The 9,274-nt window shown below is 75.0% G+C and carries 2 protein-coding genes; both read left to right on the top strand.

Annotation, left to right across the window (positions count from 1 at the left end; translation table 11 throughout):
- The first annotated feature begins 22 nt into the window (after positions 1-22).
- Positions 23-5,950: a type I polyketide synthase gene (locus AB0M93_RS32330; RefSeq protein WP_364280406.1), complete on the top strand. Its 5,928-nt coding sequence runs from the start codon at positions 23-25 to the stop codon at positions 5,948-5,950.
- Positions 5,887-9,261 carry an SDR family NAD(P)-dependent oxidoreductase gene (locus AB0M93_RS32335; RefSeq protein ID WP_364280409.1) on the top strand — a complete coding sequence of 1,125 codons (3,375 nt, stop codon included), beginning with the start codon at positions 5,887-5,889 and terminating at the stop codon, positions 9,259-9,261. Before AB0M93_RS32330 ends, AB0M93_RS32335 begins: the two co-directional genes overlap by 64 nt.
- Positions 9,262-9,274 lie beyond the last annotated feature (13 nt).

Genomic DNA, 9,274 nt, shown 5'->3' on the forward strand with positions numbered 1-9,274 from the left:
GCACGCGACGGGATGGGGCCTGATGGACAACGACGCGAAGCTCCGGGAGTACCTGAAGAAGGTGACCGCGGACCTCCGGCGCGCCCGCAAGCGCGTCCAGGAGGTCGAGGACGCCGCGTCCGCCCCGGTGGCGATCGTCGGGATGGCCTGCCGGTTCCCCGGCGGCGTCCGGTCGCCCGAGGACCTGTGGCGGCTGGTGGACTCCGGCGGCGACGGGATGTCCGGCTTCCCGGCCGACCGCGGCTGGCCCGACGCGCACGACGCCGGCTTCGTCGCCGAAGGCGGCTTCGTCCACGACGCGGGCCGGTTCGACGCGGGCTTCTTCGGCATCTCGCCGCGCGAAGCCCTGGCCATGGATCCGCAGCAGCGGCTGCTGCTCGAGACGTCGTGGGAAGCCCTGGAACGCGCCGGGATCGTCCCGGAGACGCTGCGCGGCAGCCGCTCGGCGGTGTTCGTCGGCGCGGCCTCCCAGGGGTACGGCACCGGCGCGGGGGAGGAGGCCGAGGCGGTCGCCGGGCACCTGATGACCGGCACCGCGACCAGCGTCCTGTCCGGCCGGATCTCCTACACCCTCGGCCTGGAGGGCCCGTCGGTCACCGTCGACACCGCGTGCTCGTCGTCGCTTGTCGCACTGCACCTGGCGGTCCAGTCGCTGCGGCGAGGCGAGTCCGACCTCGCGCTGGCCGGCGGCGCCGCGGTGATGGTCAACCCGGACATGTTCACCGAGATGAGCCGCCAGGGCGGGCTGTCCGGTGACGGCCGGTGCAAGGCGTTCGCCGAGGGTGCCGACGGCACCGGCTGGGGCGAGGGCGCGGGCATGCTGCTGGTCGAGCGGCTGGCCGATGCCGAGCGCCTCGGCCACCCGGTGCTGGCCGTGATCCGCGGCTCGGCCGTCAACCAGGACGGCGCGAGCAGCGGCCTCTCGGCGCCGAACGGCCCGGCCCAGCAGCGGGTCATCCGGGACGCGCTCGCCGACGCCCGCTTGTCCACTGTGGACGTCGACCTGGTCGAAGCGCACGGCACCGGCACGGCACTGGGCGACCCGATCGAGGCGCAGGCCCTGCTGGCCACCTACGGCCAGGACCGGGAAACGCCGTTGTGGCTGGGTTCGGTGAAGTCGAACATCGGGCACACGCAGGCCGCGGCCGGCGTCAGCGGGATCATCAAGCTCGTGCTGGCGCTGCGGAACCGCCGGATGCCGCCGACCCTGCACGCGGGCACGCCGTCGACGAAGATCGACTGGACCGCCGGCGCTGTCGAGCTGCTCCAGGAAGGCCGGGACTGGACCGCCGAACGCCCGCGGCGGGGTGCGGTGTCGTCGTTCGGCATCTCGGGCACCAACGCGCACATCATCCTCGAGGAAGCTGCGGAGCCGCCATCTTCCTCGGAGACTTCCGGCGGAGTGGTGCCGTGGGTGCTGTCGGCCAAGACGCCCGAGGCGCTGCGCGAGCAGGCCGCCCGGCTGTCGCTTATGGACGGTGACCCGGCCGATGTCGCCTTCTCGCTGGCGACGACCCGGTCGGCGTTCGCGCACCGGGCCGTCGTGGTCGGGGCGGACCGGGAGCGGCTGCTGGCCGGGGTCCGCGCGCTCGCCGACGGCACGCCCGCGCCCCACGTCGTCTCGGGGGTCGCCGGGAGCGGCAAGGTCGCCATGGTCTTCCCGGGCCAGGGTGCCCAGTGGACAGGCATGGCCACCGAGCTGCTGGCGACCTCGGAGGTGTTCGCCGCCCGGTTCACCGAGTGCGCGCGGGCGCTCGAACCGCACACCGGCTTCTCGCTGCTCGACGAACCCGAGCTGGACCGCGTCGACGTCGTGCAGCCCGCGCTGTTCGCGATGATGGTGTCCCTGGCCGAGCTCTGGGCGGCCCACGGGGTGCGTCCGGACGCGGTGATCGGTCACTCCCAAGGCGAGATCGCCGCCGCGGTCGTCTCGGGTGCACTGTCGCTCGAGGACGGTGCTCGCGTGGTCGCGCTGCGCAGCAAGGCGATCCTCGCGCTGGCGGGTGCGGGTGGCATGGTGTCCGTCGCGGCGTCCCGCGACCGGACCGAAGAGCTCGCCGCGCCCTGGGGCGAACGGATCAGCATCGCCGCCGTCAACGGCCCGTCGTCGACCGTCGTCTCCGGCGAGCCCGGCGCGCTCGACGAATTCATGGCCGTTTGTACCGAGGTGCGCACCCGCCGGATCCCGGTGGACTACGCGTCGCACTCCGTGCAGGTGGAACAGCTGCGCGGCGAACTCCTGGACGTCCTCGCGCCGATCACACCGCGCACCGCCGGGACCGGGTTCTTCTCGACCGTCACCGGCGAGTGGATCGACGGGACGGAACTGGACGCGGAGTACTGGTACACGAACCTGCGCAGCACTGTCCGGCTGGACATCGCCGTCGAACGGCTGAAGACCGAGGGGTTCGGGACGTTCGTGGAGGCGTCGCCGCACCCCGTGCTGACCATGGCGATCGGCGACGACGTCGTCGCGCTCGGGTCCCTGCGCCGCGACGAAGGCGGCCTGGACCGCTTCGCGCTGTCGGTAGCGGAAGCGCACGTCCACGGCGTCAAGGTCGACTGGACGTCGTACTTCGCCGGTGCCGCGCGGGTCGATCTGCCCACGTATGCCTTTCAGCAGCGCCAGTACTGGCTGAAGCCCGGCGATCCCGTGGTCGCCGATCCGGCGGACTCCGGTTTCTGGGCCGCGGTCGACAGCGGATCTCTCGCGGAAACGCTCGGGGTCGATCCCGAGGTTCCGCTCGACGAGCTGCTGCCCGCCTTGAGCGACTGGCGGCGGACGGCCCGCGACAAGTCCACCGTGGACTCTTGGCGCTACGACGTCCGCTGGCGTCCGGCGCCGGAGCCCGCCGGCACGCTGTCCGGACGTTGGCTCGCGGTCGTCGCACCCGGCCAGGAATCGTCCATCGTGGACACGCTCGGCGCCGAGCTCGTCCCGGTGACCGGAGACCGCGAAAGCCTGGCCGCCCGGCTGCGGGAGGCCGGGCCGGACGTGGCGGGCGTGGTGTCGTTGCTGGCCTTCGACGAGCGCCCCCACCCGGAGTTCCCCGAGCTGCCGTCCGGGGTCGCCGGGACGCTGGTGCTGGCCCAGGCCCTCGGTGACGCCGGGATCGGCGCGCCCCTGTGGCTGCTGACGTCCGGCGCGGTCGACACGGACTCGCCGTCACCCGCGCAGGCACAGATCTGGGGCCTCGGCCGGGTGATCGGCTTGGAGCACCCGGACCGCTGGGGCGGCCTCATCGACCTGCCTGCCGATCCCGATGCCCGTGCGCTGGACCGGCTCACCGCCATCCTGGCCGGCCCCGGCGACGAGGACCAGTTCGCCATCCGGCCGTCCGGTGTCCGCGTCCGCCGCCTCGTCCACGCCGCCCCGCCGCGGACCGCACCCGGTTCGTGGTCGGTGCGCGGCACCGTCCTGGTCACCGGCGGCACCGGCGCACTCGGCCCGCGGATCGCCCGCTGGCTCCGCGGCGCCGGCGCCGAGCACGTCATCCTGGCCAGCCGTCGCGGCGGCGAAATCCCCGCCGACCCGGGGATCACCTTCGCCGCCTGCGACGTCACCGACCGCGCCGCCGTCGAGGCGCTCGCCGAAGCGCACGACATCCGCGCCGTCGTCCACGCCGCCGCGCTCATCGAACTCGCCTCGATCGACGCCACCGACGTCGCCGCGTTCGCCGCCGTCGCGCGCGCCAAGGTGCTGGGCGCCGAGAACCTGGACGCCGTCTTCGACCGCGACCTCGACGCGTTCGTCCTGTTCTCCTCCATCGCCGGCGTCTGGGGCAGCGGCGACCACGCGGCCTACGCCGCGGCCAATGCCCACCTCGACGCCCTCGCGCAGCGGCGGCGCGCCCGCGGCCTGCGCGCCACCTCGCTCGCCTGGGGCGTGTGGAACGCCGCGAACCCGGCCAAGGCGAACCAGGACTTCGACGCGAGCCGCCTGCTGCGCCAGGGCCTGCCGTTCCTCGACCCCGACCTCGCGTTCGCGGGGCTGCGCCAGGTCCTCGCCGACGACGAGACGTTCCTCGCCGTGGCCGACGTCGACTGGGCCCGCTTCGCGCCGGTGTTCACCGCCCTGCGGCCCCGGCCGCTGCTCGACGAGCTGCCCGAGGTCCGTCGCGCGCTGACGGTGGAGAAGCCGCAGGTCAAGCGGGGCTGGCTGGCCGAGGTGGCCCCGGCCGACCGCAGCCGGGCCGTGCTCGACCTGGTCCGCGCCACCGCCGCGGCGGTGCTCGGCCACGACGGCCCGGACGCCGTCGCCCCCGGCGTGGCCCTGCGCGAACTCGGCTTCGACTCGCTCACCGCGGTCGAGCTGCGCAACCGACTCGCCGCCGAGACCGGCCAGAGCCTCCCCGCCACCCTCGCCTTCGACCACCCGACGGCCGAGCGCATCACGGAGTTCCTGCTGGGCGCCACGGCGAAGGTCACCGAGACCGTCGTCGCGGTCGCCGACGACGAGCCGATCGCCATCGTCGCGATGAGCTGCCGCTACCCGGGCGGCATCAAGAGCCCGGAGGACCTCTGGGAGCTGATCACCACCGGCGGCGACGCGATCACCGGGTTCCCGGCCGACCGCGGCTGGGACGTCGAGGCGCTGTTCGACCCCGACCCCGATCACGACGGCACCAGCTACACCCGCCACGGCGGCTTCCTGCACGACGCGGGCGACTTCGACCCCGGCTTCTTCGGCATCTCGCCGCGGGAGGCGCTGACCATGGACCCGCAGCAGCGGCTGCTGCTGGAGACGTCGTGGGAGGCGATGGAACGCGCCGGCGTCGACCCGGAAAGCCTGCGGGGCAGCGCCGTCGGCGTGTTCGTCGGCACCAACTACGCCGACTACGGCATCGGGCTGGCCCAGCCGGACAGCTCGGCCGGGCACCTGCTCACCGGCGGCGCGGCCAGCGTCGTCTCCGGCCGGATCTCCTACACCTTCGGGCTCACCGGCCCGGCCGTCACGGTCGACACGGCGTGCTCGTCGTCCCTGGTCGCGCTGCACCTGGCCTGCCAGTCGCTGCGCACCGGCGAGTGCACGATGGCGCTGGCCGGCGGGGTGGCGCTGATGTCGACCCCGGCGTCCTTCGTCGCCTTCAGCCGCCAGCGCGCGCTCGCCGCCGACGGCCGCTGCAAGGCGTTCTCCGACGGCGCCGACGGCATGGGCATGGCCGAGGGGGCCGGCGTCCTGCTGGTCGAACGGCTCGCCGACGCCCGCCGGCTCGGCCACGAGGTGCTCGCCGTGATCCGCGGCTCGGCGGTCAACCAGGACGGCGCCTCCAACGGCCTGACCGCGCCCAACGGCCCCGCGCAGCAGCAGGTCATCCGCCAGGCGGTGGCCAACGCCCGGCTGACCTTCGCCGACGTCGACGCCGTCGAAGCCCACGGCACCGGCACCACGCTCGGCGACCCGATCGAGGCGCAGGCGCTGCTGGCCACCTACGGCCGCGACCGCGCCACCCCGCTGTGGCTCGGCTCGGTGAAGTCCAACATCGGGCACAGCCAGGCCGCTTCCGGGGTCGCCGGGGTGATCAAGATGGTCCAGTCCCTGCGCCACGGCGTGCTCCCGGCGACGCTGCACGCCGGCACTCCGTCGTCCCATGTGGACTGGTCGGCCGGGAACGTCCGGCTGCTGGCGGAAAACCGGCCCTGGCCCGAAACCGGCCGCCCGCGCCGGGCCGCCGTGTCGTCGTTCGGCATGAGCGGCACCAACGCGCACGCGGTCCTCGAAGCCGCACCGGAGCCGGTCGCGACGGAGCCGTCCGGGGGCGGGGCGGCCGCCCCCCGGGCCGGGGGGGTGGGAGCGGAAAAGCCGGGGGCGCGGGGCGGCCCGGCGCGGCGGGGGCGGGCGCCCGGCCGCGGGCGGGCCCCGCCCCCCCCGGCCCGGTGCCCTGGGTGCTGTCCGCGAAAACGCCGGCGTCGCTGGCCGCACAGGCGCGGCGGCTGCAGGCGCGGGTAGGGGCCGCACAGGGGGTCCGGGCCGCAGATGTGGGGTACTCCCTCGCGAAGTCCCGGTCTACGTTCGAGCAACGGGCGGTGCTCGTGGCCGGCGGCGAGCCCGGCGGCGACGACCCGCTGGGCGCGCTCGCCCACGGCCGGGCCGTCCCCGGCCTGGTGCGGGGCAGCGCCCGCCACGGGGGCAAGGTCGCCTTCGTCTTTCCCGGGCAGGGCTCGCAGTGGGTGGGGATGGCTTTGGACCTGATGGACACGTCGCCGGCGTTCGCGGCCCGCATGCGGGACTGCGAACGCGCGCTGTCGCCGTTCGTCGACTGGTCGCTGCCGGAAGCCCTCGGCGACGAGGAGATGCTGCAGCGCGTCGACGTCGTGCAGCCCGCGTTGTTCGCGGTGATGGTGTCGCTGGCCGAAGTCTGGCGCGCCCACGGCGTCGAGCCCGACGCCGTGATCGGCCACTCCCAGGGCGAGATCGCCGCGGCGGCTGTCGCCGGCGCCTTGTCCCTCGAGGACGCTGCCCGCGTGGTCGCCCTGCGCAGCCAGGCGATCCGGGCGCTGGCGGGTCACGGCGGGATGGTGTCGGTCACCGCGTCGGCGTCCGATGTGGAGCGACGGCTGGAACGCCACGGCGGCCGCGTGGGGATCGCCGCGGTGAACGGCCCGTCGGCCGTCGTCGTCTCCGGTGCGCCGGACGCGCTCGACGCGCTGCTGGCGGAGTGCGCGGCCGACGGCGTGCGCGCCAAGCGGATCCCGGTCGACTACGCGTCCCACTCCGTCCAGGTGGTCCAGATCAAAGCGGAGCTGCGTGAGGTGCTCGCGCCGGTTTCGCCGCGGTCGTCGGAGATCGCCTTCTACTCCACGGTGACGGCTGAGCCGATCGACACCGCCGGGCTCGACGGCACCTACTGGTACACCAACCTGCGCAACCCGGTGCTGTTCGACGCGACCACGCGGCGGCTGGCCGAGGACGGCTACGACACCTTCGTCGAATGCAGCCCGCACCCGGTGCTCACGATGAGCGTCCAGGACACTTTGGACGAAGCACTCGTGACCGGCACGCTGCGCCGCGGCGAAGGCGGCCTGGACCGGCTGTACACCTCGTTCGCCGAGGCGTGGGTGCACGGCGTCGACCTCGACTGGACGCCTGCGTTCGGCGAAGGCGCCCGCCTGGTCCCGCTGCCGACGTACGCCTTCGACCACCAGCGTTACTGGCTGGACCCGGCCCCCGCGGCCCCGGCCGACGACGGACTGTGGACGGCGCTCGAAGAGACCGACGACCTCGCCGGTGTCCTCGGAGTGGACCGGAGTGCGCTCGACGAGGTGCTGCCCGCGCTGACGCGGTGGCGCTCCCGGCGCGCCGAAGAATCCACTGTGGACTCGTGGTGCCTGAAGGTCGGCTGGACGCCGGTCGCCGAGCCCGCGCTGCCGCTGCTGTCCGGCCGGTGGCTCGCGCTCGTGCCTGCCGGGGCCGATCGGTTCGTCACCGCGGTGCTCGACGCGCTGGCCCGGCGCGGCGCCGACGTCGTCACCGCGTCGGCGGAGGAGCTGCCGCCGGGGGAGTACACCGGTGTCGTTTCCTTGCTGGGCTTGACCGAAACGCCGCTGCCCGGGCACCCGCTGATCGCGGCCGGGGTGGCCGCGACGGCCGCGCTGGCCCCGGCGCTGGCCGCCGCCGGGATCGACGCCCCGCTGTGGCTGCTCACCCGTGGCGCGGTGGCGACCGGGCCCGGCGACGCCCCGGCGTCGAGTGTGCCAGCGCAGCTTTGGGGCCTCGGCCGGGTGATCGGCCTGGAGTACCCCGGTCTCTGGGGTGGCCTGCTCGACCTGCCCGCCACGCTCGACGAGCGGGCCGCCGACCGGCTGGCCGGCGTGCTGGCCGAGCCCGGCGGCGAAGACCAGCTCGCCATCCGCGCGCAGGGGATCCTGGCCCGGCGGCTGCGCCCGGCCCGCCCGGCGCCGGACGGCGAGCCGTGGCGGCCGCGGGGAACCGTGCTGGTCACCGGGGGCACCGGCGCGCTCGGCGCGCACGTCGCCCGCTGGCTGGGCCGCGCCGGCGCCGAGCACCTCGTGCTCACCAGCCGCCGCGGCGAAGCCGCGCCCGGCGCCGCCGAACTCGCCGAAGAACTGCGGGGGTACGGCTGCGCGGTGACCATCGCCGCCTGCGACGTCGCCGAACGCAAGGCCGTCGAAGCCCTGCTGGACAGCCTCGGCCACCCGCCGGTGGCGGTCGTGCACGCGGCCGGGCTGCCGCAGTCGAGCACCCTCGCCGAGACCGGCCTCGACGAGTTCGAAGACGTCCTCGCGGCCAAGGTCGCGGGCGCCGCGCACCTGGACGCGCTGCTCGGCGACGACCTCGAAGCGTTCGTGCTCTTCTCCTCCAACTCCGGTGTCTGGGGCAGCGCGGGCCAGGGCGCCTACGCCGCCGCGAACGCCTACCTGGACGCGCTCGCCGAACAGCGCCGCGCCCGCGGCGCGAAGGCGACGTCGGTGGCGTGGGGACTGTGGGCCGGCGGCGGCATGGCCTCCGGCGAGGGCGAGGAGCAGCTGCGCCGCCGTGGCCTGCGGCCGATGGCGCCCGAGCGCGCCGTGGCCGCGCTGCAGGGCGCGCTCGACCGCGACGAGACCTTCCTCGCCGTCGCCGACGTCGACTGGGCGCGGTTCGTGCCCGCCTTCACGGCGTCGCGGCGGCGCCCGCTGATCGAGGACCTGCCGGCCGTCCGGCACGTGCTGGACCAGCTGGAAGCCGAGCAGGAACGGCAAGACGAAGGTGCGGCGGCCGGGTGGCGCGAACGGCTGGCCGGGCTGCCCGCGGCCGAACGCGACCGGGCCGTGCTCGACCTGGTCCGCACCGAGGCCGCGGCCGTGCTCGGCCACCGCGGCGCCGAGGCGATCGGCAGCACCCGGCCGTTCCGCGACCTCGGGTTCGACTCGGTGACCGCGGTCGAGGTGCGCAACCGGCTGCGCGAGGTCACCGGCCTGCGGCTGGCGGCCACCGCCGTCTTCGACCACCCGACGCCGGTCGCGCTGGCCCGGTTCCTGGCGGCCGGCATCGCCCCCGGCGGCACGCCCGCCGAGTCGGCGTTCGGCGCGCTCGACCGGCTCGAGGCGTCGCTGACGGACCTGGCGCAGCCGGACGAGAACGTCCGGATGCGCGTCGAGATGCGGCTGAAGTCCCTGCTGAACCGCTGGAGCGCGGAGGCGGCGCCGGGCACGCAGGCTCCGGAGGCTCCGCAGGCGGAGCTGGCCGGTGCCTCGGCGGCCGAGGTGTTCGCGTTCATCGACAACGAGCTCGGAATTTCCCCGCCGCCGGCGCAGTGACGCCCTGACTGAC

This window comes from Amycolatopsis sp. NPDC051102, from assembly GCF_040682815.1.
In the GTDB taxonomy this organism is placed as follows: domain Bacteria; phylum Actinomycetota; class Actinomycetes; order Mycobacteriales; family Pseudonocardiaceae; genus Amycolatopsis.